21 protein-coding genes, 1 tRNA gene and 1 other RNA gene are annotated in these 25,952 nt (G+C 59.0%); 9 read left to right on the forward strand and 14 right to left on the reverse strand.

The features are described 5' to 3' along the window. Entirely contained in the window at window positions 1–747 is a 747-nt protein-coding gene (ppgK, locus tag AC1ENN_RS07835; RefSeq protein ID WP_449646797.1) for a polyphosphate--glucose phosphotransferase, read from the forward strand. A gap of 3 nt (window positions 748–750) precedes the next feature. Further along, window positions 751–1,461 carry a VIT1/CCC1 transporter family protein gene (locus tag AC1ENN_RS07840; protein WP_480405774.1) on the forward strand — a complete coding sequence of 237 codons (711 nt, stop codon included), beginning with the start codon at window positions 751–753 and terminating at the stop codon, window positions 1,459–1,461. Window positions 1,462–1,470: 9 nt separating this feature from the next. Here AC1ENN_RS07840 and rnpB read toward each other — a convergent pair. From rnpB to AC1ENN_RS07880, 8 genes are all read right to left on the reverse strand, one after another. Next, window positions 1,471–1,841, reverse strand: an RNA gene (rnpB, locus tag AC1ENN_RS07845) — RNase P RNA component class A. 56 nt (window positions 1,842–1,897) lie between these two features. Next, complete coding sequence (locus AC1ENN_RS07850) at window positions 1,898–2,638, reverse strand: zinc ribbon domain-containing protein (RefSeq protein ID WP_449646799.1); 741 nt, start codon at window positions 2,636–2,638, stop codon at window positions 1,898–1,900. 30 nt (window positions 2,639–2,668) lie between these two features. Then, window positions 2,669–3,487, reverse strand: a complete 819-nt coding sequence (locus AC1ENN_RS07855) for a Nif3-like dinuclear metal center hexameric protein (RefSeq protein WP_449646800.1) — start codon at window positions 3,485–3,487, stop codon at window positions 2,669–2,671. 9 nt (window positions 3,488–3,496) lie between these two features. After that, complete coding sequence (locus AC1ENN_RS07860) at window positions 3,497–8,869, reverse strand: cytosine permease (protein WP_480405775.1); 5,373 nt, start codon at window positions 8,867–8,869, stop codon at window positions 3,497–3,499. A gap of 9 nt (window positions 8,870–8,878) precedes the next feature. After that, window positions 8,879–9,793: a DMT family transporter gene (locus AC1ENN_RS07865; protein WP_480405776.1), complete on the reverse strand. Its 915-nt coding sequence runs from the start codon at window positions 9,791–9,793 to the stop codon at window positions 8,879–8,881. A 26-nt stretch (window positions 9,794–9,819) separates the two neighbouring features. Then, window positions 9,820–11,214, reverse strand: a complete 1,395-nt coding sequence (locus tag AC1ENN_RS07870; protein ID WP_480405777.1) for a pyridoxal phosphate-dependent decarboxylase family protein — start codon at window positions 11,212–11,214, stop codon at window positions 9,820–9,822. 126 nt (window positions 11,215–11,340) lie between these two features. Next, window positions 11,341–11,413, reverse strand: a tRNA-Val gene (locus AC1ENN_RS07875). A gap of 76 nt (window positions 11,414–11,489) precedes the next feature. Further along, the gene (locus AC1ENN_RS07880) at window positions 11,490–11,966 is read right to left on the reverse strand and encodes a redoxin domain-containing protein (protein ID WP_480405778.1); all 477 of its coding nucleotides are present in this window, start codon (window positions 11,964–11,966) and stop codon (window positions 11,490–11,492) included. 179 nt (window positions 11,967–12,145) lie between these two features. Between AC1ENN_RS07880 and aceE the strand changes: the two genes are divergently transcribed. The 6 genes from aceE to AC1ENN_RS07910 all read left to right on the forward strand — a co-directional run bounded on the left by aceE (window position 12,146) and on the right by AC1ENN_RS07910 (window position 19,757). Beyond that, on the forward strand, window positions 12,146–14,872 hold the full coding sequence (gene aceE / locus AC1ENN_RS07885; protein ID WP_449646805.1) for a pyruvate dehydrogenase (acetyl-transferring), homodimeric type: 2,727 nt from the start codon (window positions 12,146–12,148) through the stop codon (window positions 14,870–14,872). 50 nt (window positions 14,873–14,922) lie between these two features. After that, window positions 14,923–16,071, forward strand: coding sequence for a PucR family transcriptional regulator (locus tag AC1ENN_RS07890; protein WP_449646806.1), 1,149 nt, complete (start codon window positions 14,923–14,925; stop codon window positions 16,069–16,071). Window positions 16,072–16,166: 95 nt separating this feature from the next. Then, window positions 16,167–17,087 carry an ACP S-malonyltransferase gene (locus AC1ENN_RS07895; protein ID WP_480390828.1) on the forward strand — a complete coding sequence of 307 codons (921 nt, stop codon included), beginning with the start codon at window positions 16,167–16,169 and terminating at the stop codon, window positions 17,085–17,087. Beyond that, window positions 17,084–18,088 (forward strand): beta-ketoacyl-ACP synthase III, encoded by a 1,005-nt coding sequence (locus AC1ENN_RS07900; RefSeq protein ID WP_449646808.1) that lies wholly within the window; start codon window positions 17,084–17,086, stop codon window positions 18,086–18,088. Before AC1ENN_RS07895 ends, AC1ENN_RS07900 begins: the two co-directional genes overlap by 4 nt. Window positions 18,089–18,156: 68 nt before the next feature. Beyond that, window positions 18,157–18,405 carry an acyl carrier protein gene (locus AC1ENN_RS07905; protein WP_009772406.1) on the forward strand — a complete coding sequence of 83 codons (249 nt, stop codon included), beginning with the start codon at window positions 18,157–18,159 and terminating at the stop codon, window positions 18,403–18,405. Between the two features lie 116 nt (window positions 18,406–18,521). Next, entirely contained in the window at window positions 18,522–19,757 is a 1,236-nt protein-coding gene (locus AC1ENN_RS07910) for a beta-ketoacyl-[acyl-carrier-protein] synthase family protein (RefSeq protein WP_480405779.1), read from the forward strand. 202 nt (window positions 19,758–19,959) lie between these two features. Here AC1ENN_RS07910 and AC1ENN_RS07915 read toward each other — a convergent pair whose 3' ends face one another. Further along, window positions 19,960–20,115 (reverse strand): hypothetical protein, encoded by a 156-nt coding sequence (locus AC1ENN_RS07915; RefSeq protein ID WP_480405780.1) that lies wholly within the window; start codon window positions 20,113–20,115, stop codon window positions 19,960–19,962. Between the two features lie 2 nt (window positions 20,116–20,117). Next, window positions 20,118–20,621 (reverse strand): DUF3145 domain-containing protein, encoded by a 504-nt coding sequence (locus AC1ENN_RS07920; protein WP_449646812.1) that lies wholly within the window; start codon window positions 20,619–20,621, stop codon window positions 20,118–20,120. Between the two features lie 180 nt (window positions 20,622–20,801). On the opposite strand from AC1ENN_RS07920, the gene AC1ENN_RS07925 reads away from it, so the two are divergent. Then, window positions 20,802–22,256 (forward strand): phytoene desaturase family protein, encoded by a 1,455-nt coding sequence (locus tag AC1ENN_RS07925; RefSeq protein ID WP_480405781.1) that lies wholly within the window; start codon window positions 20,802–20,804, stop codon window positions 22,254–22,256. Window positions 22,257–22,342: 86 nt separating this feature from the next. Here AC1ENN_RS07925 and AC1ENN_RS07930 read toward each other — a convergent pair whose 3' ends face one another. Genes AC1ENN_RS07930 through AC1ENN_RS07945 form a run of 4 tightly spaced genes read right to left on the reverse strand, consistent with a single transcriptional unit; the run spans window position 22,343 to window position 25,945 of the window. Then, window positions 22,343–23,185, reverse strand: a complete 843-nt coding sequence (locus AC1ENN_RS07930; RefSeq protein ID WP_449646814.1) for an ATP-binding cassette domain-containing protein — start codon at window positions 23,183–23,185, stop codon at window positions 22,343–22,345. Beyond that, window positions 23,182–24,036: an ABC transporter ATP-binding protein gene (locus AC1ENN_RS07935; protein ID WP_449646815.1), complete on the reverse strand. Its 855-nt coding sequence runs from the start codon at window positions 24,034–24,036 to the stop codon at window positions 23,182–23,184. The genes AC1ENN_RS07930 and AC1ENN_RS07935 overlap by 4 nt, the downstream gene beginning before the upstream one ends. Continuing rightward, complete coding sequence (locus AC1ENN_RS07940) at window positions 24,033–24,887, reverse strand: ABC transporter permease (protein ID WP_480405782.1); 855 nt, start codon at window positions 24,885–24,887, stop codon at window positions 24,033–24,035. Before AC1ENN_RS07940 ends, AC1ENN_RS07935 begins: the two co-directional genes overlap by 4 nt. Next, entirely contained in the window at window positions 24,884–25,945 is a 1,062-nt protein-coding gene (locus AC1ENN_RS07945; RefSeq protein WP_480405783.1) for an ABC transporter permease, read from the reverse strand. Before AC1ENN_RS07945 ends, AC1ENN_RS07940 begins: the two co-directional genes overlap by 4 nt. Between the last annotated feature and the right edge of the window lie 7 nt (window positions 25,946–25,952).

Here is a 25,952-nt window from a genome sequence, read left to right on the forward strand (position 1 = left end):
ATGACTCAGGCTCTAGGCATCGATATTGGCGGCACGGGAATCAAAGGTGCCATCGTCGATACAAGTACCGGAGAACTTGTCAGCGAGAGAAAGAAGCTCGCGACGCCCAAGTCGGGCAAACCACACGCCATCATTGATGTCGTCGTCGAACTCATCGAGAAACTCGGTGGCATCCCTGAGGACATGCCCATCGGAATCTGCTTTCCTGCCATCGTTCACAACGGAAAAACCATGTCAGCAGCCAACATCTCTGACGAATGGATCGGCCTCGAAGCGGAAGAACTGTTCGAGAAAGCACTCGGGCGCGACATCCACTTTGTCAACGATGCGGATGCCGCTGGTGTCGCCGAAGTTCGCTACGGTGCCGCAAAAGGCGTTCGCGGTCTCGTGCTACTCACAACGTTGGGAACGGGAATCGGCAGCGCGCTGATCTACAACGGCACGCTCATCCCGAACTCTGAGCTCGGCCACCTGCTCATTGGCGGTCGTGATGCCGAAAAGGGGGCATCTTTCGCAGCGAAGGAACGTCGCAGACTCAGTTGGAAATCGTGGGCAAAGCGACTGCAGCGCTACTATTCACACCTCGAGCTGCTCTTCTCCCCCGACCTCATCCTTGTCGGAGGCGGAGTCTCAAAAAGCCACGAAAAGTTCTTGCCATTATTGAAGCTCACTACCCCCATCATCCCTGCAGAGCTGCGCAACAATGCTGGCATTCTTGGCGCAGCCGCCCTTGCCGTAAAGGAATAAGTCGTGAGTATTCACCCGAATGAACCCCACACCGGAGATCTCGCAGGGCGCCTTAACTGGCTTCGCGCTGGAGTTCTGGGAGCCAATGATGGAATTGTGTCTGTTGCGGCGATTGTCGTCGGTGTTGCTGGAGCGACGTCAGCTATAGCGCCCATCCTCACTGCCGGCATTGCCGGGCTGGTCGGCGGTGCGATCTCGATGGCTCTTGGCGAGTACGTTTCCGTCAGCAGTCAAAGCGATAGCCAGCGCGCACTCATCGAGAAAGAACGACGAGAGCTTGCCGAAATGCCTGAAGAGGAGCTTGCCGAGCTGACGGCGATTTATGAGTCAAAGGGCATCAGTTTGGCTACGGCCACGCAGGTAGCGAAAGAACTCACCGAACACGACGCGTTGGCCGCGCATCTGGAAGCCGAGCTCGGGATCACAGAACATGCCGTTACTAGCCCGTGGGACGCTGCTGGAGCATCGGCGTTGGCATTCACCGTCGGTGGGATACTGCCGGTAGCAGCCATCCTTCTCGCTCCCGAACCGGTGCGGGTACTCGCAACATTCATCGCGGTGCTCACCGCGCTCATCATCACCGGTGCTCTCTCGGCTAGGGTCGGCGGCAACCATTGGCTGCGCCCTACGCTAAGAATTGTGATCGGTGGAGCACTGGCTCTCGCAACAACGTTCCTTATCGGAACTTTGCTCGGAACCTCAGGAATCGTCTAACCGAAGAGAAGAATGGGCCGGCTAGTACGCCGGGTTCTGTTCACACGAGACCGAGATCTCGTGCTGGACGGTCATCTATCTACGATGTACGTTGCCGCACACCTCTAGCGATCTACCCGAAGACTCGGCGAGCAGCCTTAGCGTCTTCTGTCTGATCTTGCTCCGGACGAGGTTTACCTAGCCGACCGAGTCACCCCGGCCGCTGGTGGTCTCTTACACCACCGTTTCACCCTTACCCCAGGTCGAAACCTGTGGCGGTCTGTTTTCTGTTGCACTGTTCTCGCGGGTTACCCCGGGTGGGTGTTACCCACCATCCTGCTCTACGGAGCCCGGACGTTCCTCGGTACCCTTGCGGGCAACGCGACCGTCTTGCCGACCCATTCAGCTGTCAATCCTATCGTTCGAGCTGCAGGTGGCACACCACAGTGCTGTGGCGCTAGAGTCCGGACTGGTCCGTGCGCACCAGAATTGCTTCGCTGCTGGCACACATGATGACCGCCTCGGGAGCTGCCGCGCGAATTTCTTGCATCTCGTTCTCGAGAAGCTTCACACCGGATGCCAAGGAAACGCCTCCTCGCAGGAGCGAAGCACCGGTTCCGTAGCGAGTGCGCTGGCGCTCGTAGAGAGCGAGGAGGTCTTCAGGAATCGTGCTCTGGAGCGCAGTACGCCCCGCCCGCACGGTGCCCAACTCGGCCTCAATCTCTCGAAGAGCTTCATCTCGGGCTGCTTCAAGCTCAGCAGTCTGGGCAGTAAGGTTTTGGCCCTGCTCAATGAGGTTGTCGACAACTTTCTGCTGACCCTCGAGGCGCTCCATAACGGCAAGCTCAATGTCTTCGAGGTTGCTCAAGCGCGTTCGCAGTGCGGTCAACTCGTGTTCGAAAGCCGCCGCGTCTTTTGCCGACGACGTTGCATCGAGACGGGCGCTGTCCCGAGCGATACGGGCGTCAACAACCTTCACATCGGAGTCAATACGACTCAGCTCAAGCTCGATATCTTCTTTGATTCCACGCTCTTCAAGAAGGGTCAGTTGAAGCTTGTCTCGGTGTTGTTGCAACTCCGCTAGTGCCTCGTGCTGCGGGAGCTTCTTGGTACGGTGCTCAAGCTGCGAAATCTTTGTGTCAAACGCCTGCAAGTCGAGGAGTAATGCCTGGTCGGCTGGGCTAGCAGTTAACGCCATAGTGATACTTCTTTCTGTCTACCGGTGCGCTTACTGCACAACCGCAAAATCCCAAGGATCGGTGCGCAGTTCGCTCACCGTAATCATGACTTCTGGGAGCAAAGCCCGTAATTCTTCTGCTGCAGCCTCCAGCCACAGCCATTCACTTGCCCAATGCGAAACATCCACAAGCGCCGGGCCCTTCATGAGGCGAGCGTTCTCTCGTGCCTCCGAGGCCGGATGGTGCCTCAAATCACTCGTGATGTACACATCAGCGGCAAGAACCGCCGGCTCGTTCAAGTATGCGTCACCGGCTCCCCCACACAGCGCCACCGATTGCACGAGCTGATCGAAATCACCAGCGACTCGGATGCCGGTCGCTGTTGGCGGCAAGATCTCGCCAATGAGACGAGCGAGTCTGCCGAGCGTCATTGGCTCTGGCAAATTTCCGGTGCGACCGATGCCGCGATCCGGAGTCTGACCAGCAACGATCGGTGCAACGTCAGTGAGGCCCAACCGTGCTGCGAAGCGCCCAGAAGTACCGGTCTCAACGACATCCGCGTTGGTGTGTGCAGCGAGGAGCGCACACTCGGCCCTGACAAGTTTGGTAAGAACTGCGCCCTTATAGCGGTCGCTCGCAATTGACGTGACGCCGCGCAACAGTAATGGGTGGTGGGTGATGAGGATGTCAGCGTCATCTTCGATCGCTTCGTTCACCGTGTCCAGCACAGCATCAACTGCGAGGGAAATTCTTGACACCGGTGCATCGAGATCACCCGCAATGAGACCGACCGCATCCCACGACTCGGCCCCAGAAGACGGCCAGAGTTTTTCGGATGCAGCGATTACTTCGGCAACAGTAGTAGACACGCTTTCAGTCTAGGCGGGGCGGGCAGCACGATCAGGGCTGCCCGCTTCTTGACGCCGGATCGCGGGGATGCCAGCAACGATTGGCGTGAGAATTCCGAGAACGAGCGCGACGAGTACCCCAAGGTCGGTTGCGGCCAGCTCAGAGCTGAGATCGATGCCCAACGCTACGAAGCCATACCCCTGCCAAGAGAGCCATGCAATCGTTGCGCTGGTCAGCGCAAACCCTATCGCCGAAATCACGATGAAGGCGCTGAGGTTTACCCACCGGAAGTCTGGGTAGATTCCTCCGCGCGTAGTCAGCGCGGCGCTGTCGAGACGGCGAGTGCGAATCATCGTTTCTGCGGCAAAGATTCCTACCCACGCTGCCGTCGGCACAGCAAGGGTCGTTGCCACATCGCGGAAGAGTTCGTTGATTCCGCCATCCACTCCGAAAGCAAACAAGACGGCCAGCGCCCCCAAGAGCACTCCGACAATGACGATCGACCACTGGCGAGGGAGGCGCACACCGACAGCTTGTAGAGCGAAACCACCAGAGTAAAGACTCAGCGTTATGCCGGAAAGCAGGCTCAGCCCCGCAGCCAACAGGAGGGGAATCGGGTACCAGCCAGGAAGCAGCAGTAGGAGGGTGTCGAGTGGTGAGGCCAAGAAACCGCGAGCGATCGCCGGGTCTGACGCTGCTAGTAGCGCGCCATAGGCAATCAGCACGAACGCGGGAAGAGTGGCACCGAACGCGGCAGAGAGAGCTGAAGCCGGTCCGCTTGACGATGGGCGTTGGTAGCGCGCGATATCAGCACCGCTGTAAGCCCAGACGAGTCCTAAGAAGCTGAAGACAAGTACCGCGCCTGTAACGGTCAGTAGCCACGATCCGTCTGGGGTAGCAAGGGCCTGCGATACATCGATGTACTGAGCAGTGAAGACGATGAGGCCAACGACCAACAGTCCCGAAATGATGCTCAGGATCAGCTGGATGCGCGCAAACAGCGGGTAGCCAGCGAAGGCGATCACGAGCGCAACGAGGAACGAGAGCGCGAGAGCGAGCAGCAAGATCTGGCGATCACCCAGGCCGACATTCATGTCGGAGCCGATCAGGACGATGGCGACGGACGACGCGAGGACCCAGAGGAGAACTGCTCCCCAGAAGAGTCGAGCGATCAACGCGATCACCGAGGGAACAACGTTGCCAATCAACCCAAATGCTGATCGTGAGATGACCATTGTGGGCTGGCCGCTTCGCTTGCCCGCCAGTGTCGTTAGGCCAAGGGGGATGAACGACAGTGCTACACCGGCGAGAATCGCCACAACAGACTGCCGGAGACTCATTCCCACAGCAAAGACTGCTGCTCCTAGTCCGATACTAATGATCGATGAGTTCGCGGCGAACCAGAGCCAGAACAAACGAGCGGCGTGACCGATGCGTCGGTCGATTGGAGTCGGCTCAAGCCCGCTTTCCTCAAGACTAAAAACGCGTTGCGCAGTAGGAGCGACGTCTTCAAGGCCGAGAGGCTGCTGGCTGACCATCGCTGTCGCGAGGGGCATCGGCTGCGGAATAGCGGATGAGTCTGTCACTGGCGGAATCGCGGCAGACGTTGGCGCGGCTACGCCACTTGATGCAGACTGAGTTGCCGCTGCTGCGGCCCCTGTAGCAACGGCAGTACCCGCTCCAGCTGCCGCAAACGGGATGGGGTTGCTGTCGTCTGTAGCTGGCGAATCAGGCCGGTCTGCCAGCGGTACCCGGCGATCGCTTGGGTCTACAGCATCGTCGGATTCTTCTTCGAACGCGGTTTGGGCGATCGGGAACGAACCCGTCTGCACTGCGGCGAGCGGGTCGCTCTGCTGCACAAGTTCGGACTCGGACTCCGGCCGAGCCTCGGACGCTGGAGCTGCGTCACTCTGCGGTTCGGCGAGGAACGCGTCTAACGGATTATCCTCGTTCGCTTCCGGCTCGTCGATCGCCTCCTCGAGGCCAGCGGTCTTGAGCAGGTCATCAAAGCTCACAGGTGCTGCGGGAACGTAGCGCGGTGTTTCCTGCGAAGCGAAATTGAATGCAACAGGGCCCGTATCGCTTTCGGCTAGCGAGCCAGCCGACGTTGATCCGTCGTCTCCTACGGCACCGTCCGTGCTCGCACTGTCGGCCAGGTCGGCCTCAGAACTCTCAAATTCTGCGACGGCGGATGTTGCGGCCGAGTCGAGATCAAACGCGAAGGGAGCCTCGGTGTCGGTGTCACTCGCAGCTGCCGTCGCGGAAGCTGACGCTGGTTCGTCACCTGCTTCTGGGTCTCCTGTGATTGGCGGCGTGAAACCGAAGTCTCCGAAAGAGACGTGTTCGTCGAGGTTTGCGCGCGGTGTCGATGGCGCCGTAATCGGTTCGACTAGAGGCGGCGGAGTGAAAGGAATCTCGTCGTAGTCGCCATCTTCGTCGGCCGGAAATTGCGGAGATGAGGAAAATTGACCAGCCGCTACGGCGGCGCTGTCTTCGACTGGTGGTGTTGCGGGTGCTGGCATCGGCGACATTTCGTCAAGGCTCAACAAACCAGATTCTGCATCAAAGTGCGGAACGACTGGATCAGCTGCGGACTCAGTCTCCGCTTTGGGGACATCCTGTGCTGCATTTTCATCCACGTGTTCAGGCGTAGCGGCAGCAAATTCTGAGGTCGGCGACGTTGCGTCGCTCGGTAAGCCACTTCCGTCTGCAGCGGACTGGTCGACCGTAGATGACCCGGTTGCAGCGAAGGCGGTAGCCTCGTCGTCGTCACGAGTCGCTTTAGTGGGTTCTTCGTTGAGAGGGGGCAGGGTGATTGACCCGGTCGGGTCTGCGTGCGCGGCGAACGGAATTTCGTCGTCGAAGTCATCACCGGGTGCCCAGGTGTCGCTGGGCGGCGGCACATCCCAGGCTGGCAATTGTGCTGCTGCCGACGTTTCGGGCGCGACGGGTTCTGGCGCTGTTTCTGACGCTGCGGGCGAAGCAACGGCAGTGGGCTCACTCGACGCCGCGGGCTCAGTTGGTGACTCAGCCGAGGATGCTCGTTCTTCCACGGGAACTGACTCGACGCTCTCTTCAGGAACAGGAGCTGCCTTAGAGCGAAGTGTTGTTTCCCATTCACGATATTCGCGAGCTTCTTCTTCGCGAAGTCGTAGTTGAGCTTCGAGCACTTCGATCACGCTGAGGGTGCCGGTTGACTGGTTTTCCGGATTATCAGCCCAATTCAGCAGCTCATCGTCAGCCATTGATCGCCGTACCGGTGGTGCGGGAATTTCCGACTCATACGCGAGTTCAGGAGTCTCAGTCTGCTCGGCCGTAAGCTCAATCGCTGTGTCGTCAGTCGTTCCGGACTCGGAAGTCGGCTCTGCAGATGCGGGCGATTCAGCTATTTGTGGTTCAGAACGCTCAGCCGTCGAAGCTGCTGACGGTGATTCACTAGCCGCCGAAGCGAATGGCGCGTCGACCCAGCCACTCTCTTTGGCGATCGCATCAGTTTCTGCGGGTTCGACCGGTTCGCCATCGGCCGCAGGCACGACGGCTACAGCAGTAAAGTCTTCCTCGACGCCAACCTGTGGATCGGCAGCAGGCTCTGTCTCTGCGGCAGGCTCTGTTTCGGCAGCAGGCTCTGTCTCCGCGGCAGGCCCTGTTTCGGGAGGCTCTGTTTCGGCAGATGCCGCTAACGAGTCGGATGGCACGACCGGCAGCTGCTCCTCGGATGGCGCGACCGATGAGTCAATGGGAGTGTCGGCAGCGTCGCCAACATCTGCAGCGTCGCCAACATCTGCAGCGTCGCCAACATCTGCAGCATCTGCAGCATCTGCAGCATCTGCAGCATCTGCAGCATCTGCAACATACTCGGTGTCCGCCGTCGCAACGCTGTCCGTCGCGGGCTCTGCGGATGGGGTGAAGAAAGGCTCTTCCGGCTCGTCATTGTCGAAATCATCAAACAGATCTGACTCGTCGCTGACTTCAGGCAGTACCAGGAAGCCATCGGCATCAACTGTTCCCGCTGCCGCTGACGTCTCTGAGTTCTCGGACTGGTCATCTACAGATGACGAAGCTGCTGCCTGTGGAGCGAATTCGGCAGCGGCAGCGGAGAACGCGTCCGCAGGAAATTCGACCGGCTGTGAGCCTCCGAAAGGCGACGCTGCAGTTGGGGGCGAAGGCTCATTCGAGCCTGCAGCGCTGGCAGCCTCTGGAGTATCAACGCCGTCGAGGTTCCACATCGGTGCGCCCTCGATGACCTCTTCAATCGCCGGCGGGAGTCCAGCGGATGCCGAATCACCGTTAGCGGGAACTGTGACCTCATCCGAATCTACGGGTTCGTCGGGCGCCTCAGGCTGAACGTTGGGCTCGAGTGGCCCAAGCTTCCAGACGTTATTGGTCGCGAGGTTATCGTCGGCCGGAGCCGAGTGCGTTGCACTCAACGGTGGCGCGACATCCGCCGCCGTATCCTCGCCTGCAGGCATGGGGCTTGCAGCGCTATCCGGTTCTGTCGTTGCGAACAGGGAATCGAAATCAAAGTCACCTGTGTCTTCTGGTTCTGCCGAGTCAGCAAACTCATCGACCTGCGGACCGCGTTCATCAAACGGTTCCGCAGGCATATTAACGGGCGACGCGTGCTCCTCGGTATTCTCCGCCGAAGTGCCCTCTACCGAAGCGCCCTCTACCGAAGCGCCCTCTAGAGAAGTGTCGTCCGCGGGACCGTTCTCTGCGGTGTTATCGAGATCGTTCTCGTCGGGAGTTACACGACGGCGTGAGATGCGCGAAGCGAAGAAATCCGGTGTCGTGTAGTCAGCAGGAATCTGGTACGGATCGTCGTGTGTTGCCGCAGCAGACTTTGGCGCAAAGTCGTCGACCGAAGCACCATCGGCATCGGAAGCGTTCTCGAAACTGCCCGAGTTCTGGGCCGTCCCGGCATCATCCGATTCGCTTGCTGCCGTGCGCTGTTCGTCTGAGAGACCATCCGGCGCTTCGAGCTGAGAGACAGCCTGCGTTGGATCGGGAGCTGGCGCCATCGCCCACGGCGGCTTTCCCTGGTCGAGCCCCTCCGAAAGGTCGGAACGTTCGAACTCCTCGTTCAAATCAATCGGGGCGGAACTGGATGCGCTGGGAGGCGGTGGCAAGTCCGCCGGCGCTGCGATATCGGGCGAAGCGGGCAAACCCAGCGCGGTATCCAAGTCAAATTCGGCGCCCAAATTAAATTCGGCATCCAAATCGAAAACGCCCCCCGTGGACGCTTCGCTGAGGTCGACGGGCCTCGAGTCATCGCCGTCATCCGCCGAATTCGCAGCGGGCACTCCCGACGCGGCACGTCGAGGGAAAGGTAGTTCGAACTCATGCTCGGAAGACGTTTTGTCGTTCGCATCGTTCGCGTCGTCAACGTCGTCGTGGAATGCCATGCACAGATACTAAGACGAGTCCAGTGTTTTGCGGGGATGACGAGCCGTGCTCAGTACAGATACCGCAACAAATATGAGGCCAAGACCCGCCCACGACACCGGCGAAAGCACCTCCCCCACGATGAGCACCGCAAGAAGCGTCGCAACAACGGGTTCGAGAAGGGTGATCGTGGTCGCCGTCGAACTGCTGGTTGTTCGAAGTCCTCGACCAAACAGGACATACGCCACGAACATGGGACCGATGATCAAATACACCGCGAGGCTCACACTCCCAGCAGAGTGAAGAATGGGCGCGCCGAAGGCAATGAGCACGGGCAACAGCCCGAGAGCGCCCGTTCCAAACATTGCGCCCATTGTGGCGTCCGACGAGTGACCGATACGGATAGCTCGCGTTGAGCAATAGGTGTAGAGGGCGTAGGCGAACCCGGCGACGAGACCAAGAATCACGCCGGGAAATAGTGTTCCGCTAGTCGTAGCGCCTAGGTGACTGCCACCGAACGCCAAGAGGATGACTCCGAGCAGCGCGATTGATGTTGTTGCTGCCCACAGTCTGCTGAGGTGCCTGTGATCGATAAGGCGTTCAAGGAGAGCCGCGAAGAGGGGGCCCGTGCCCAGAGAAACCACGTTTCCGACAGCTATTCCTGCGAGATTCATTGAGCTGTAAAACGCGAGCGGATACATGACCACCCCGAGCGCCCCGAGCAACAGCCACCGTCGCGCACGTGAATCGCGCAACGCAACTTGGGAACTCCGAAAACTGCGAAGAAAGAGAAGTACTCCGCCGCCAATCATCGTCACGGCACCAATAGCTAGTGAGCTGACGTTTTCCGGGAAGAAACTTGCTGCGGTTCCCGTAGTGCCCCACAGTACCGCCGCGCCAATTATGGCCAGAGATCCAGCCCGGTTTGTTGCAGTTGTCGGCACTAGGTCAGCCTATTGCTGCGCTGACCTCATTCGTGTCGCAGCCTCTGGTAGATCGACAGGATGGCGACAGCACTCTGAGCGATGTCTTCTTCTGACGTAGCCCAATTTGTTACCGAGATCCGCATTGCCGCTTGGCCATTCCAGTTGGTTCCGCTAGCCCAGCACGTTCCTTCATCTTGAACGTGAGCAACAACGGCACGAGTGACTTCATCGTCGTCACCGAAACGAATCAGTGCCTGATTCAACACGACATCGTTGAGAACCTGGACGCCTTCCTCTGCTTCCAGCATCGACGCCATTTGTTGGGCTCGCGCACAACCCCGCGTTATGAGATCCGCAACACCTTTCCGGCCCAATGCCCGCAAACACGCGTAAATCGGTATGGCTCGCGCCCGCCGGGATAGTTCAGGAACCCAATCGATCGCGTCTCGCTCTGGCCCGTGGGTTTGGATGAGATACGAAGCGGATGATGTCATCGCTGCACGATGGTCAGCAGAGTGCTTCACAATCGCCACGCCGCTGTCATACGGTACGTTCAACCATTTGTGGGCGTCGGTCGACCATGAATCCGCCAATTCGATCCCGTCGACAAGCGCTGACAGCTGCGTGCTGGCGCGGGCCCACAAACCGAAGGCACCATCAACGTGCAACCATGCTTCAGCCTTGTTGGCCACCACCGCTATTTCTCGCAACGGATCGAACGACCCGCTATTGACGTTGCCTGCCTGCGCGCAGATGATCGTCGGACCTTCGAGCGTCGCCATCAGTTCGCGCAATTTGTCTGCGCGCATACGTCCCTGACTGTCGGACTCCACAATCAACAGCGAGCGGGTTCCGTACCCGAGATAGCGGAGAGCCACATCGATCGTGACGTGCGCGCCCGCGCCAACGACGATATTGACATGGGGGGAACCAGCAACCCCATCGAGTTCTACATCCCACCCCACTCGCCTCAACACGTTGTGCCTCGCCGCTGCCAGACAAGTGAAATTTGCCATCTGCCCACCAGTGACGAACCCGACAGAAGAATCTCGCGGAAGATCGAAAAGTTCGAGCATCCACTCAGCCGCTACTTCCTCCACTGCGGCCGAGAACGGTGAAATGGCGTGGATGCCTGCATTTTGGTCCCAGGTCGACACCAGCCAGTCCGCTGCGAGTGCCACTGGTTGAGTGCCGCCGATCACGAACCCGAAATATCGAGGAGAACTGCACGACGTCATCCCTACCTCAGCTTGACTCGCTAAAAGGTCAATTACGGCCGAAGGGTCTTCTCCGCTGACCGGCAACGGAGCGCGGAGGCTCTCAAACATCTCATTGCGACCGTGTAACGCACCAACATGACGGGTCGCAAGCCCCTCGAGATACCTCGCGGCATGCAGACGTGCCGTTTCAAGCACAGGATCTAGCAAATCATTTGACATGATGCTCCACCTCGCGAGGGTAAGGCGAATCCGAGTTGATCGCCCGCGATCTTGCCCGGAGCCTATCGCTGAAAAGGCGGCGAAAACGAAGAAAACCCCCGCGATTGCGGGGGTTTTCTGTTGCGGTGGGCCCTACCGGGATCGAACCGATGACATCCACGGTGTAAACGTGGCGCTCTACCAGCTGAGCTAAAGGCCCGCAGCGTCGCAATGCGAAGCAGCGCGAGATAATGTTACAGGTTTTTTTTACAAGGCGTTGAACACCGCAGCTACGCTCACGACCACTCGGCGATTTCCATCAACGAAATCGCGTCTTCATACCGAGAAAAATCGCGGATGCCGTCTAGTGGGGCCTCAATAACATCACGCACGATCCTCGATCGATCGATCAAGAAACTCGTTCGCGAAGCAAAACCCTTGTCTTCGAGAAGCACACCAAAGCTTTGGGCCACAGCGCCATGCGGCCAAAAGTCTGAAAGAAACGAATAGTCATAGGCGCCAGCATCCGCCCATGCTCGAAGCGTGGCTGTCGAGTCAACAGAAACCACCACTACGGCGAGCCCAGCATCCACAAAACGCTGTCTTTCGCGGTGAAGAGTCTCGACTTCACTCGTGCACCCCAGAGAGAACGCGAGCGGCAAAAACACGACCAGCACCGGTTCGTGTGCGAGCAGGGCGCTCAATCGCACCAGCTGACCGTGCTGATTTTTCAATTCAAAGTCCGGTGCGTGATCTCCGACAGCAATTTTCATGGCTTCAGACCTTTCATTCGCAAGCGCGTGACCTGTGAGTTCAGGCCGCAATCACCCTCGGTTCGAGACTTGCTGCATTCGACAACTAGAATCGATGGGCGTAGTTGATCCCATCACATCCGTAACCCGGTAGTGCCTCGACTCGCACGACTCTGTTCTCTACACGAAAGAGGTCAACGGTGACGGTAAACGACCAGGACCCATACTCGGTAACCAACACCGACAAGGACCCGGAGGAGACCGCCGAGTGGAACGAATCACTCGACTCCCTCGTTGCAGCACAAGGCCACGAGCGCGGTCGCGAGATCATGCTCAGCCTTCTCAAGCGTTCTAAAGATTTGCACCTTGGTGTACCGATGGTCCCGACCACCGATTACATCAACACCATCGCCAAGGATGACGAACCCGACTTCCCGGGTGATGAGACTCTTGAGCGTCGCTACCGTGCGTGGATCCGCTGGAATGCAGCGATCACCGTGCACCGCGCGCAGCGCCCAGGCGTCGGCGTCGGAGGGCACATCTCGACCTATGCCTCGTCTGCCGCTCTCTACGAAGTAGGCCACAACCACTTCTTCCGTGGTGCAGACCACGAATCTGGTGGAGACCAAATCTTCTACCAGGGCCACGCCTCCCCCGGTATGTACGCTCGTGCTTTCCTTGAAGGCCGCATGAGCGAAGATCAGCTGAAGGGCTTCCGTCAAGAGAAGTCTCAGGCACCCAACGGCATTTCGAGCTATCCGCACCCGCGCCTTATGCCGGAGTTTTGGCAGTTCCCCACCGTGTCGATGGGTCTCGGCCCGATCAACGCCATCTATCAGGCACAGAACAACAAATACGTCACCAACCGCGGCATCCGCGACGTCTCAGAGAAACAAGTTTGGGCATTCCTGGGTGACGGCGAGATGGATGAGGTCGAAAGCCGCGGAGCCCTCCAGTGGGCCGCGAACGAGAAGCTCGACAACCTCAACTTCGTCATCAACTGCAACCTGCAGCGCCTCGACGGCCCTGTGCGCGGTAACGGCAAGATCATTCAGGAGCTCGAGAGCTTCTTCCGTGGTGCTGGCTGGAACGTTATCAAGGTGATTTGGGGCCGCGAGTGGGATGACCTGCTTGCCAACGACCATGAGGGTGCACTTCGCGACCTCATGAACCAAACCCCCGATGGCGATTACCAGACCTATAAAGCAGAGTCGGGAGCCTACGTTCGCGAGAACTTCTTCGGTCGCGACCCCCGCACGCTCAAAATGGTTGAACACCTTTCCGACGATCAGGTGTGGAACCTCAAGCGCGGTGGCCATGACTACCGCAAGGTGTACGCAGCGTTTAAGGCTGCCAGTGAACACAAGGGCCAGCCAACGGTCATCCTCGCGAAGACGGTCAAGGGCTACGGTCTCGGCCCGAGCTTCGAGGGCCGCAATGCGACCCACCAGATGAAGAAGCTCACGCTCGATAACCTCAAGAAGTTCCGCGACGAAATGCACATCCCGATTACGGATGCCGCACTCGAAGCAGATCCGTACCAGCCCCCGTTCTACCACCCGGGTGAAGACGACGAAGCGATTCAGTATTTGCAGGAGCGCCGACGCGAACTCGGCGGCTACGTTCCCGAACGTCGCACGAAGTACACGCAGATTTCACTGCCAGAGGCGAAGACCTACGATGTCGTCAAGAAGGGCTCAGGCAAGCAGGAGATCGCCACCACAATGGCGTTCGCTCGCTTGTTGAAAGACCTGCTGCGCGACAAGTCAATTGGTAACCGGATCGTTCCGATTATTCCGGATGAGGCACGCACGTTCGGCATGGATGCCTACTTCCCCACGGCGAAAATTTACAACCCTGCCGGTCAGCACTACACCTCGGTAGACCGTGAGCAGTTGCTGGCGTATAAGGAGAGCCCTCAGGGGCAGATTGTGCACGTCGGCATCAACGAGGCAGGAGCATTTGCTGCCTTCACTGCCGTCGGCACCTCGTATGCCACCAACGGTGAGCCCCTCATCCCGGTTTACGTCTTCTACTCGATGTTCGGTTTCCAGCGCACTGGTGACGCGATGTGGGCTGCCGGCGACCAAATGGCGCGCGGTTTCATCATGGGCGCAACTGCGGGTCGCACGACGCTCACGGGTGAAGGGCTTCAGCACGCTGATGGCCACTCGCTCTTGCTGGCATCGACTAACCCTGCAGTCGTCAGTTATGACGCCGCATACGGTTATGAGCTTGGCCACATTGTTCGCGCGGGAATCGAGCGTATGTATGGCGGCGAGCACGAGGATCCCAACGTCATGTACTACTTGACGTTGTACAACGAGCCTCTTGTTCAGCCTGCCGAACCGGAGAACTTCGACGTCGACGGTGCTCTCAAGGGTATTTATCACTTGACTGCTCCGACGATCACTGGTCCGAAGGCACAATTGTTGGCGTCCGGTGTCGCTGTTCCGTGGGCGCTCGAAGCGCAGCAAATTCTCGCCTCCGATTGGGGCGTTGCTGCTGATGTCTGGTCAGTCACCTCGTGGACTGAGTTGCGTCGCGACGGACTTGCGGCTGAGGAATACAACTTCCTCAACCCCAACGAAGAGCCGCGTGTGCCGTATGTCACCTCGAAGCTTGCGGATGCCAAGGGCCCGTTTGTTGCGGTCACTGACTTCATGCATGCGGTGCCGGATCAGATCCGTGCGTTCGTACCTGGCGACTTCGCGACGCTCGGTGCTGATGACTTCGGCTTCTCAGACACACGCGCCGCTGCACGACGCTTCTTCAAGATCGACAGCCACTCGCTCGTCGTTCGCACGTTGGAGTCACTCGTCAAGCGCGGCGAAATGGACCCAGCTGTTCCCGCTCAAGCAATTGAGAAGTACAGCCTCCATGACGTCAATGCAGGCACCACCGGTTCTGCCGGCGGCGAAAGCTAGGCGCAACCATTCCCCCGGTACAGAAGACCAAGGCGCAGACGCTCGCCTGGTTGCGTGTGATTTCGGGCGAACTTGCGACAGCAACACTGAAACAGCTTGAGGACACGCTGCCCTGGTATGGCGAAATGCCACCAGGTCGGCGTTCCGCTGTCGGACTCGTGGCGCAGGCCGGCATTACGAGCTTCATCAGTTGGTTCGAAGATCCGACAACGACACCGTGGATTGCGGCAGATGTTTTCGGGGCAGCACCTCGCGAGCTGCTCCGCTCGGTCTCCTTGCAACAGACGCTGCAGCTGATCCGCATCACGGTTGAGGTTGTTGAAGCACGGGTCAAGGCTGATGACGATGTCTTGCGTGAAGCAATCCTGCTTTACTCACGGGAAATCGCGTTTGCTTCGGCAGATGTCTACGCTCGAGCCGCTGAAGCACGAGGACTCTGGGATGCACGTCTTGAAGCTCTCGTTGTCGATTCGATTCTCAGCGGGGAGTACGACAACGAGCTCCCCAGTCGCATTGCCGCTTTGGGGTGGAACGGTCATGGAGAGGTGTGTGTGCTTGTTGGCACCGCACCTCGGATGCTCGATGTCGACCAGCTTCGCCGCACAGCGCGGCATTTGGATGCCGATGTTCTGATCGGTGTTCAAGGTAGTCGCCTTGTTTTGGTGATCGGGCGCGCTGCTCCCCGTTCTGAAAAGAGCGAGGATGCTGAGCCCCTCCCGTTCATCACGATCGCCGAACAGCTCGAACCCGGGTTCGGAAGTGGCCATCTGGTTCTTGGTCCTGAGGTTGCGAGTCTGGTTGATGCGTCTAAGAGCGCGAAGGCCGCCTTGGCAGGTTTCGCCGTTGCTCGGTCGTGGCGAAACGCTCCACGACCGACTTTGGCCAATGATCTACTGCCGGAACGTGCTTTCGCTGGAGATCCGCTCGCGCGTTCGACGCTCATCAACAAGATCTACAAGCCTCTTCAGGCTCATTCAACCGATCTACTGACCACGCTGTGGTGTTATCTCGACAACGGCCGCTCGCTTGAGGCGACGGCGCGGGAACTCTTCGTGCACCCCAACACGGTGCGGTATCGCCTCAAGCGTGTCAGCGAAGTCATCGGCTGGGATGCTACCGGGGCTCGTGAAGCGCTAATCCTGCAGGCAGCACTCATTGTCGGGTCGATTTCGGACCCAGACGCGGGCCGCTCACACTAGCCTCGTTCCTTCTTTGGTGATTTCACACAACGATCCCCCAAAGGTTTGGTGGGGTCATCCAAGCGTTTCTGAGAAAAGATTGGCAGACTAGCTAAGTGATTGTTGTAGTAGCGCCCGGTCAGGGCTCCCAGACCCCCGGTTTTCTCGTACCTTGGCTCGAGGATGAAACCCTGCGCGATCAGCTCGGGGCCATTTCTGAGGTCGCGGGAATCGATCTCGTCAAGCACGGCACGGAGTCGGATGCCGACACTATCCGCGACACCGCGGTTGCCCAACCCCTCATCGTTGCGGCCGGTCTTCTGACTCTCACTGCGCTCACCGGCGGCGACCGCCGTAAGCACATCGGTGCGGTTGCTGGCCACTCTGTCGGCGAGATTACGGCAGCGGCGGCGGCGGGAATCCTTTCTGAGGATGATGCAATCCGCTTCGTTGTTGAACGTGGCTCGTCGATGGCTTCTGCGGCCGCCCTCGAGGACACAGGAATGTCCGCGGTTATCGGCGGCGATGAAGAAGCGCTGCTCGAACGCCTTGCTGAGCTTGGGCTGCAGCCGGCAAACTTCAACGGTGGCGGCCAGATTGTTGTCGCTGGAGCGCTCGATGCCCTCGCCAAACTTGCCGAGGAACCGCTCAAGGGCACTCGCGTTATCCCCCTGCAGGTCGCTGGGGCATTCCACACGCACTACATGCAGCCCGCCGTCGCTCACCTGGAGACGGTCGCCGCTGGACTCGCCAAGAACGATCCCACTCTCCCCATTTTTACCAACCGTGATGGATCGCTCATTGAAGTCGGCGAGCACTTCGTTGAGTTGTTGGTTGGCCAGGTGTCGTCACCGGTGCGTTGGGATCTCACCATGAATGCGTTGGCGGATGCTGGCGTCACCGGAATTATTGAACTTGCGCCTGCCGGCGCTTTAGTTGGTCTCGCGAAGCGTGGACTCCGGGGCATCCCGGCGGTCGCCGTCAAGACACCAGATGACTTATCAGCAGCATTTGACCTGATGGAGGCCAACGCATGACCGCACCCACACTGAACCAGTCAGTCGGCACACAGTTCACCAGAATTTATAGTTACGGCGCCGCACGCGGTGACCTTATTGTTGACAACAACCAGCTTGTCGAGGCGATTGACTCGAGCGATGAGTGGATTCAACAGCGCACTGGAATGATCACACGCCGTCGTGCTTCCGCTGGCATCCTTGCGCTCGACTTGGCAACGGATGCGGCACGTGAAGCGATTGAGAAGTCGGGTATCGATCCTGCCGAGATCGGTGTGGTGATTGTTGCAACGATCAGCAACGTTCAGCAGTCCCCCTCAATCTCCGCCGTCGTCGCCGACCGCGTTGGTGCGAATCCGGCTGCGGCCTATGACATGAATGCAGCATGCGCTGGTTTCAGCTATGCCGTCACTCAGGCCGACGCGCTTATCCGCAGCGGTGCAGCGAAGTACGCGCTAGTTATCGGTGCCGAGAAGCTGTCAGACGTGGTCGATCCCACCGATCGTAGTATTTCGTTCCTGCTTGGCGATGGTGCAGGTGCCGTCATTATCGGACCGAGTGACACTCCCGGAATCTCCGCACCAGTATGGGGCTCCGATGGCTCTAAAGCAGACGCCATCAAGATGAATGCGACGCTCGTCGACTTCCGCGAGGGTGATGCGGCTTGGCCGACGCTCCGCCAGGAGGGCCAGACGGTTTTCCGCTGGGCCGTCTGGGACATGGCGAAGGTAGCGAAAGAGGCTCTGGATGTCGCAGGCATCACTGCAGAGGACCTCGCAGCGTTCATCCCCCATCAGGCAAACATGCGGATCATCGATGAGTTCGCAAAGCAACTCAAGCTTCCGGAGTCCGTTGTCATCGCACGCGATATTGCCGACACTGGCAACACATCAGCCGCGTCAATCCCGCTGGCCACTCACCGTCTGCTCAAGGAAAACCCTGAACTCAGTGGGGGCCTTGCACTGCAGATTGGCTTCGGTGCTGGTCTTGTTTTCGGCGCGCAGGTAATCGTTCTGCCGTAGCACCCCCGCTAAGCGCGGCCGCTGGCCTACACTGGCTAACGGTCAATTCACACCCCAAGGAGAAAAACATGGCACTGTCCACCGAAGAAGTCATGGCCGGACTGGCTGAGCTCATCAACGACGAGACCGGCATTGCGACCGACACTGTCGAGATGGACAAGTCGTTCACCGATGACCTAGATATCGACTCGATTTCGATGATGACGATCGTTGTCAACGCCGAAGAGAAGTTCGACGTAAAGATCCCCGACGAAGAGGTAAAGAACCTCAAGACCGTCGGTGACGCTGTCACCTTCATCACCAACGCTCAAGGCTAGATCGAGCTAATCGCGGCCGGCCAATCGACACGAGTTCGGTTGGCCGCCGCGCAGCACTATGTCTACGCGCAGCCCCTTGTGGAATGCCTGAGTCGTATATTCAAAAGGAACGTGAAATGACCAAAAAGATCGTTGTCACCGGCATTGGTGCCACTACGCCACTCGGCGGAACCGCGACGGAGTCGTGGAACGCCCTCCTCGCCGGCGAATCCGGTGCCCGCTCACTCGATCACGACTGGGTCGCGGAACACTCTTTGCCTGTGACCTTTGCCGCTCAGGCGAAGGTACGGCCAGAAGAAGTTCTTGAGCGCGTTGAATACAAGCGCCTCGACCCCTCCAGCCAATTCGCGTTGATTTCTGCCCGTGAAGCTTGGGCTGATGCTGGCTCGCCCGACGTCGACCCTGTGCGTATCGGTGTTGACTACTCGACCGGTATCGGTGGCCTCTGGACTCTCCTTGACGCCTGGGACACCCTGCGCGAAAAGGGCCCGCGTCGCGTTCTGCCCATGACCATCCCGATGCTCATGCCCAACGCTGCAGCAGCGGCTATTAGCATGGCGATTCCGTCACGCGCTTACGCCCGCACCGATGTTTCTGCTTGTGCCTCCAGCACCGAAGCACTGGCAAATGCTTACGCCCACCTTCAAGCCGGACTCGCGGATGTCGTGATCGCTGGTGGAACTGAAGCAGTGGTGCACCCTCTGCCGATTGCCGCCTTCGCATCAATGCAAGCGCTGTCGAAGCGCAACGATGACCCAGCGACTGCTTCGCGCCCCTATGACATTTCGCGCGATGGTTTCGTTCTTGGCGAAGGTGCAGCAACGCTCGTGCTCGAGACGGAAGAACACGCGCTTGCTCGTGGAGCACGTATTTATGCCGAGTTGGCCGGTGGTGCTGTTACGAGCGACTCGTTCCACATCACTGCGCCCGATCCTGAGGGAACCGCTGCGGCACGCGCCGTTCGCGACGCTCTGGAGGCGGCAGGAGCCACTCCGGCAGACGTCACACACATCAATGCTCACGCTACGAGCACGCCCGTCGGTGACATCGCGGAATACAAGGCGCTCCTACGCATCTTTGGCGACCACCTGCCCAACATTCCCGTTTCGGCCACTAAGGGCGCGACAGGGCATTTGCTTGGCGGTACAGGTGCACTCGAAGCGATCTTCACTGTGCTGGCTCTTTACCACCGCACAGCTCCTCCGACGATCAACCTGACCGAACAGGATCCCGCAATTCCACTGGATGTTGTAACGTCGCCGCGCGACCTCGGCACGGGTCCGCAGCTAGCAATCAGCAACTCGTTTGGCTTTGGCGGACACAACGCTGTCGCCGCATTCCGCTCGGTCTAACAAGCTCATTTCGCGCACTCTGTGCGAAGCACTACAACAAAGAGTCGCCCGTCACGATCCACGATCTGGCGGGCGATTCTTGGTCGACGACTGTGCAGAGGCGGCGTAGGGACGGCGCAGGTGTCTCTTCTGCGGGGGCAGGCAAAACTAGGAGCCAGGCGATGCGCTGGACGCAAAGGAGCTCTCACTCGTGACTGCATCTTTAGAGGATTGACCGGCACCCGTCATGGAGAGTGCATTCGCCATCAAAATTCGAATCTGCTGGATCGATAACCACATCGACACAGTCACTCCACTCGATGAGGAAGATCCGCGTGTCAGCCGCGTACTGAAGGGCCTGCGGGCGTTCGGAGATCATCGTCATCCCACCTTATGGAGCCACACCACTGCCGAGTCTTGACCCGCATGGCGGAAAGACTCGAGTTCGTCGTCCCACGCCTGGCCCAGTGCCAAACGAAGTTCACGGTGGAGCTCGAAAGCGTCAGATCCGGCCACTTCCATGGCGTAGCGAACCCGATCTTCTGGGATAACCATGTTGCCAGCGCTGTCTGTCTGGGCGAAAAATATCCCCAGATCGGGCGTGTGCATCCAACGACCTCCGTCACTACCCGGCGATGGATCTTCTGTTACCTCGAACCGAAGGTGCTCCCAACCGCGGAGTGACGATGCGAGTTGCGCGCCAGAGCCCTGAGGGCCCTCCCAATAGAACTCAGCTCGCTGAGAACCTTTGAGCACCGGCTGGTCATCCCAGTCAAAGTTCACGGCACGTTCAAGAGCGCGACCAGCTGCCCACTCGATGTGTGGGCAGAGCGCGCGAGGAGCAGAGTGCACGTAGAGCACTCCGCGAGCGTTTTGTGCAGTCACGATATCTCCGTTCCGTTTGGGTGCGACTTCCCCATCGACCCACGAACGGCACCTGTGACGGCACTTAAGCTATTAAATTGTGCGGCGAACCGCTTGGGGACATTATCGCCGAAGGTGGGTGAGATACGCAAGAGAATTTCCCTAGTAGTCTCGAATTGCTCAACAAGGAAAAGGTGTTCAGTGACAAATACGGACGTTGTCATCGTCGGCTCAGGCCCCAATGGACTCGCAGCTGCGGTGACGATGGCTCGGGCAGGGCTCGCCGTCCACGTCATCGAGCGCAACGACACGATCGGCGGTGGAGCACGCACCGCCGAAATAACGCTCCCCGGCTTCCGACACGACATCTGCTCGGCCGTACACCCGATGGCGCTCGCCTCACCGTTCTTCCAAGAGTTTCAGCTCGCAGAGCGCCTTGACTTTATCGTTCCCGAAATTTCCTACGCGCATCCGCTCGACAAGGGCGAGGCGGGAATCGCCTACCGAGACCTCGAACGAACTGTCGATTCGCTGGGCCGAGATGGTGCAGCCTGGCACCGCCTCATGCGCCCCCTAGTCGATCGCATGGATGCCGTCACCGACTTTACAAGTAACCAACTTCTCCGCATTCCGCGCTCCCCCATCGCCGCAGCGGCCTATGCACTGCGCGTGCTAGAGCAAGGATCGCCAGCATGGAACATGCGGTTTAGGGAAAGTATTGCGCCTGCCATGCTTGCGGGTCTCAGCGCTCACGCGATAGGCCCAATGCCGCGCCTGTCATCGGCGGGTGCCGGCCTGCTCCTCGGGGCCCAAGCTCATGCGCGAGGTTGGGCGATTCCTGTGGGAGGCAGTCAAGGAATTGTCGATGTGATGGCCGACGATTTACGCGCCCACGGCGGCACAATCACCACAGGCACTGAAGTGGATTCGCTTGACCAATTACCTGCGTCGAAAGCGGTGTTGCTCGATGTTTCCGCCCGCGCACTCGACCACATCGCCGGCGAAAAGCTGCCGTCACGCTACAGAAAATCGCTTCGCCGCTTCCGCTACGGTAACGCGGCAGCCAAAGTGGATTTCGCCCTCTCTGGCCCCATTCCGTGGACGAATCACGAAGTGGCGAACGCGGGAACAATTCATTTGGGCGGCTCTCGAGAAGAAATCGCTCATTCCGAGGATCAGGTTGCGCACGGAATTCATCCCGAATCACCGTATGTGCTCGTCTCGCAACCCACCGTTCTCGATCCAAGTCGAGCACCGGCGGGAAAACACGTGGTGTGGGCGTACGCCCACGTTCCGAGCGGCTCCACTGTCGACATGACCGAATTGATCGTCGCCCAAATTGAGCGATTTGCGCCAGGATTCCGCGATCTCATCATTGGTTCGCACCACATGGCCGCAACAGACCTTGAGCTGTACAACCCCAACTACGTCGGCGGTGACTTTTCCGCTGGCGCCGTCACTCTTCGGCAGCTTCTCCAGCGACCCGTCGTGTCAACTGATCCATGGCGCACCCCGACGAAGGGCATCTATCTAGCATCGTCGTCCACACCGCCAGGACCGGCAGTTCACGGACTGTGTGGTTTCTATGCCGCTCGTTCAGCGCTGCGACATGAATTCGGAATCACGAAGACACCTGACCTCACAATTGGTGGCTAACGCACCCCTCCCGGTCTAACAACAACCAGCCATAACCGAGGAAAGATGCGGTCAGCCGTCATCAGCAAGGACGCTACCGTACCCATCTAGGAACGGTTCAGTGCCTCAGGGATGCTGCTGCGCCACTCTTCGGGAGCCTCAGCAGCAGGCGCTGCCGGAAGGTTGCCTTTTCCATCCGGTTCAGGAATGGCCGAGATAAGCGCGCGAGTGTAAGGGTGCACCGGCTCGTTCCAGATAAGGTCAGAAACACCAGATTCCACGACTTTGCCGCGGTACATCACGACAGTACGGTCAGCGATCAAACGCACGATCGCAAGGTCATGAGAAATGAAGAGCAAACCGGCGCCAGCATCGAGCGCGAGCCGTCGCATCATGTTGGCAACCGATGCCTGGCTTGACGCATCCAGAGCTGAAATCGGTTCATCGGCGACCAGAAGATCGGGCCTAGCCGCAAGCGCACGGGCGATAGCAACCCGCTGCCGCTGTCCACCCGACAATTCGTGGGCGTAACGAGAGACCATCTCCGTGGGGAGGCCAACCCGCTCAAGCCACTCCTCAGGGACCGAACCCTCATCGCCACGCTCCACTGCCGTGCGAATGCCCTCAGAAACCTGCTGTCCTACACGAATACGGGGATTGAGCGACGAGTTCGGGTCTTGAAAAACCATCTGAATCGACGTGAAATTCGGTGTTCGACGACGAACACCAAGCAAGGGAACATTCGAGCCACGGTAGCTCACGGTTCCAGCGCGTGGCCTCTCCATACCAACAACAGCGCGCGCCAAGCTCGACTTGCCGCAACCACTCTCACCGACGAGCGCGAGAACCTCGCCCGGCGCGATAGTAAGCGACACCTCGTCGACAGCACGCACGACAGTAGCTCCGTGATATTCGATAATGAGGTCAGAGACCTCAAGCAGTTCGCTCATTCGTTCGCCTCCTGAAAGCCTGAAGCACCCGGCAAAGACGCGAGCAACTCACGCGTATAAGCATGCTTCGGATGATCGAAAATCTCCTGCCGAACATTGGATTCAACGACTTCACCATGACGCATAATGGCGATGTCATCAGCAATGGCGCTCATGACACCGAGGTCATGAGTAACAAGCAACACGGCGAGCTGACGCTCATTCGCAAGATCGCGCAGCAAATGCAAGATACCGGCTTGCACCGTCACATCAAGAGCCGTGGTTGGTTCATCAGCAAGCAAAACAACAGGGTCGCACGCCAAAGCAATCGCAATCGCAATGCGCTGACGCTGACCGCCCGAAAACTGATGGGGATACCGAGCAAGAGCTTCCTCGGGATTCGGAACCCTCACCCGATCCAGAAGCGCAATTGCATGGACGCGAGCCTGCTTGGTCGAGAACCCCAGATGACGTTTAACGTGATCGGTGAGCTGCGTACCGACCGTCAACTGAGGGTGCAAGCTCGACGACGGATCCTGGAAAATCATTGCGACACGTCGACCACGGATCTGGTTCAACTCGCGCCGCGACATCCCCACAAGTTCGGTGTCTTCGAGACGGATCGACCCGCCAACAACTGAGTTACTGGGAAGCAACCCCAGAATCGCCAACGACGTGATCGTCTTTCCTGACCCCGACTCCCCCGCGAGCCCCTGAACACGTCCGGGGGTAAGTGCGAGGCTGATGCCCTTAACGATGGCTTTGACGTTATTTCGCGAGCCGATGCCGATCGTGAGCGCGTCGATCGTGAGAACTGCGCTGCGGGAAGTGCTCGCGGCATCCGCTGATTCTGGTGTTGCTACGTCGCTCATGATCGTGCCGCCGCTCTCGAGACCTGTGAGGTGGGATCGAAAATGTCACGCAGCGAGTCGCCAAGAAAGTTGAACGCCATTACCACGGTGAGAATCGCGAGACCGGGGAACAGCCCGATCCACCAGCTATCAAAGTTTTGGATGGCCGCCGAAATCATGGAACCCCACTCTGGTGTTGGCGGTTGCGCACCAAGGCCCAAGAACGACAGTCCAGAGAGCAAAAGAATCGCCGTGCCGACGTCGAGACTCGCGAGCACCAAAATCGGTCCGACAACGTTGGGGGCGATGTCGACGCGGAGTGTTTTGAACGGCGAGAAGCCCATAAGACGACCAGCCATCACATAGTTCTGAGTGCGAAGTCCGAGCACAATACTGCGAGTCATTCGAGCGTATTGCGGCCACGAAACCACAAAGGCTGCGATCACCGCGTTGAAGAGCGACGGGCCAAGAGCAGCCGCGACCACCATGGCCAGGATGACCGTGGGGAACGCCATGACCAAGTCAGTCAGCCGCATGAGCAACTCATCAACCCATTTGCCGAAGTACCCGGCAATTGCCCCGATCAGCGTTCCCACAACCAAGGACATCAGTACGAGCATCAGCGCCAACGGAATCGTCACGCCGGCACCGGTCATGAGTCGCGAGAAAATGTCGCGGCCGAGAGCATCCGTGCCCATGAGCGTGTCAATGCCGGGAGCCTGGAGCCGGGGCAAGTCCTGCGCGAGAGGGTCGAAAGGAACCCAGAGTCGAGACGTGAAGGCAATGCCCACCCACGCCACAGCAATGACCGCACCGATGACTCCAAGCGGAGTCACCCAGGCTGCGGGAATCTTTAGCCAACGTTTTCTCATGCGAGCCTCACCCTCGGGTCGAGTACACCGTAAAGAAGGTCGACGGCGAAGTTGATAGTCAAGTAGACGACGCCGACAACGAGACCGACGCCCATGACGCCGGGCAAGTCAAGGCTCGTCGCCGAGTTATACGCGTAGCTACCGAGGCCAGGCCACGCAAAGACTGCCTCAACCAGAACTGTTCCTGACAGCAACGTTCCGAAGGCGAGACCCACGATCGTGAGGATAGGCAGCGAAGCACCGCGCAGCACATAACCGAAGAGCAGCCGTGAGCCGCTGAGGCCCTTGGCGCGACCAGCACGAACGTAGTCGGCATCCAACACCTCAAGAACGGAGGTGCGAACAAACCGTGTCAGGAGGCCGATGGTAAATAGCGACAGAACGAACACGGGAAGCATGAGGTGGGCAAGCGCATCAGTAAAGGTGACCCACTGGCCGGCCAGCAACGAATCCACTGTGTAGAACCCCGTCACCGTCGGCGGCGGAGGAAGTGCCGGTGAAAGCCTGCCGGAACCGGGAGCGATACGCAGTTGAAGGAAGAAGAAGTTGAAACTAACCAGCGCCATCCAGAACGTTGGGATGCTGAGGCCGATAAGTGAAAAGACACGCACCAGCTGGTCACTGATCTTGCCACGACGGTAGGCGGCGAGTGAGCCCAGGGCCACTCCGACACCCAAACTGACGACGATGGCCAAGAGGGCGATCTCGACAGTTGCGGGAACAGCCTGAGCGAGGTCGGATGCCACGGGCTGAGCTGTGCGCAACGAGACCCCCATATCGCCCTGGAAGAGTCCGCCGATGTAGTTGGCGTATTGCACCGGAAGCGGCTGATCGAGACCACGTTCCTGAACGTAGGCCGCGACTGTCGCCGGGTTGCTCGCCGCCCCTTCACCAAGCGCTGCCGCAATCGGATCTCCTGGCACTAGGTTCGCCAAAGCGAACGTGACAATAGTGACCCCGAAGAGGAGCAGGACTGAGGTTCCGAGGCGACGAAGCAAGTACCCGACCAGCGGTGATCTGGACGGGTACTTGCGAGTCGCGCGGGGTGTGTTTCCCACGCTAGAG

This window comes from Rhodoglobus sp. G.S.23, from assembly GCF_056675935.1.

Bases quoted from the DNA above. Each gene is read 5' to 3' on its own strand.
- ppgK (WP_449646797.1), top strand. From the start codon at position 1: ATGACTCAGGCTCTAGGCATCGATATTGGCGGCACGGGAATCAAAGGT.
- AC1ENN_RS07850 (WP_449646799.1), bottom strand. From the start codon at position 2,638: ATGGCGTTAACTGCTAGCCCAGCCGACCAGGCATTACTCCTCGACTTG.
- AC1ENN_RS07860 (WP_480405775.1), bottom strand. From the start codon at position 8,869: ATGGCATTCCACGACGACGTTGACGACGCGAACGATGCGAACGACAAA.
- AC1ENN_RS07870 (WP_480405777.1), bottom strand. From the start codon at position 11,214: ATGTCAAATGATTTGCTAGATCCTGTGCTTGAAACGGCACGTCTGCAT.
- AC1ENN_RS07880 (WP_480405778.1), bottom strand. From the start codon at position 11,966: ATGAAAATTGCTGTCGGAGATCACGCACCGGACTTTGAATTGAAAAAT.
- AC1ENN_RS07900 (WP_449646808.1), top strand. From the start codon at position 17,084: ATGACCGCACCCACACTGAACCAGTCAGTCGGCACACAGTTCACCAGA.
- AC1ENN_RS07905 (WP_009772406.1), top strand. From the start codon at position 18,157: ATGGCACTGTCCACCGAAGAAGTCATGGCCGGACTGGCTGAGCTCATC.
- AC1ENN_RS07910 (WP_480405779.1), top strand. From the start codon at position 18,522: ATGACCAAAAAGATCGTTGTCACCGGCATTGGTGCCACTACGCCACTC.
- AC1ENN_RS07915 (WP_480405780.1), bottom strand. From the start codon at position 20,115: ATGATCTCCGAACGCCCGCAGGCCCTTCAGTACGCGGCTGACACGCGG.
- AC1ENN_RS07930 (WP_449646814.1), bottom strand. From the start codon at position 23,185: ATGAGCGAACTGCTTGAGGTCTCTGACCTCATTATCGAATATCACGGA.
- AC1ENN_RS07935 (WP_449646815.1), bottom strand. From the start codon at position 24,036: ATGAGCGACGTAGCAACACCAGAATCAGCGGATGCCGCGAGCACTTCC.
- AC1ENN_RS07940 (WP_480405782.1), bottom strand. From the start codon at position 24,887: ATGAGAAAACGTTGGCTAAAGATTCCCGCAGCCTGGGTGACTCCGCTT.